This is a genomic window from Hymenobacter endophyticus (assembly GCF_032464715.1).
Lineage (GTDB): Bacteria > Bacteroidota > Bacteroidia > Cytophagales > Hymenobacteraceae > Hymenobacter > Hymenobacter endophyticus.
The window spans coordinates 1-798 of sequence record NZ_JAWDJT010000037.1; the positions used below are offsets into that span (position 1 = coordinate 1).

The window sequence follows — 798 nt, forward strand, 5'->3', positions numbered from 1 at the left end:
AGCAGCCGTCCCGGCCGTCCCATTCAGTTTCACCGTTGAGCCGACCTTCCTTCACGATACATAGGCGCACTGGAGAGGAGTCGATATCCAGTCCTCGATAGACCCCACCCTTGCCGCGCTGCGATAGCGACTCAAAGATTAGAAACCGGGAGCGGAATTTCTCAATGGGTGAATGATCGCAGCCAGGGAATGGGTCGCTCACCCATTCAGGATGTGGTGGCCAGGAGTTGCGTATGTCGGGCACAATGCTGCCGTCTGGGGCCCGCATCGCGAGGAGCCCTTGCTCGTCAACGATGTCTCTGAAGGCTCCATACCTGTAGAAAACGTTGCTACCAGCAGAGAATTCCTTCTCGAAAGGAACGGCGGGCGCCGCTTCACCCACCGTTAGGTGGTGCAGAGCACCCGCAAGATCCACCGCCTCCTCAGTTGAGCGGGTGTACACGGTGATGAACTTGCCCACCTGTGTGACTCCGTAGAACAGGCCCATATTAATTCGCTGCAATTCCGCGAGGGTTTGAGGGGCCTTAAACAGCACTCCGCGCTCTCTAAGCATTGGCCCGACTGAGCTGAGAATTTTGGTAGCTGACAGAATGGTGGCCGAGACGTGGAGCTTCCATCCCTGATCCGGGTCTTCACCACTGACCAGTCTGCTTGCACGCCATGGTGATGACGCCTGTACGCAAGGAAGGTACTGGTCAGCGGTGAACGTCCAGTCAGCTTCGAGTTCCCTCAAGTTCAAGTCGCTACCCCTTTAAGGGCAAATGTGAGTCGTTGTCGTGGTAGTGGTTGTCGTTGTAC

1 protein-coding gene is annotated in these 798 nt (G+C 56.5%); it reads right to left on the reverse strand.

Going from position 1 to position 798, the window contains the following annotated elements:
* A partial coding sequence (locus ROI90_RS21100; RefSeq protein WP_456077701.1) for a class III lanthionine synthetase LanKC N-terminal domain-containing protein occupies positions 1 to 739 on the reverse strand: 739 nt, incomplete at its 3' end.
* Between the last annotated feature and the right edge of the window lie 59 nt (positions 740 to 798).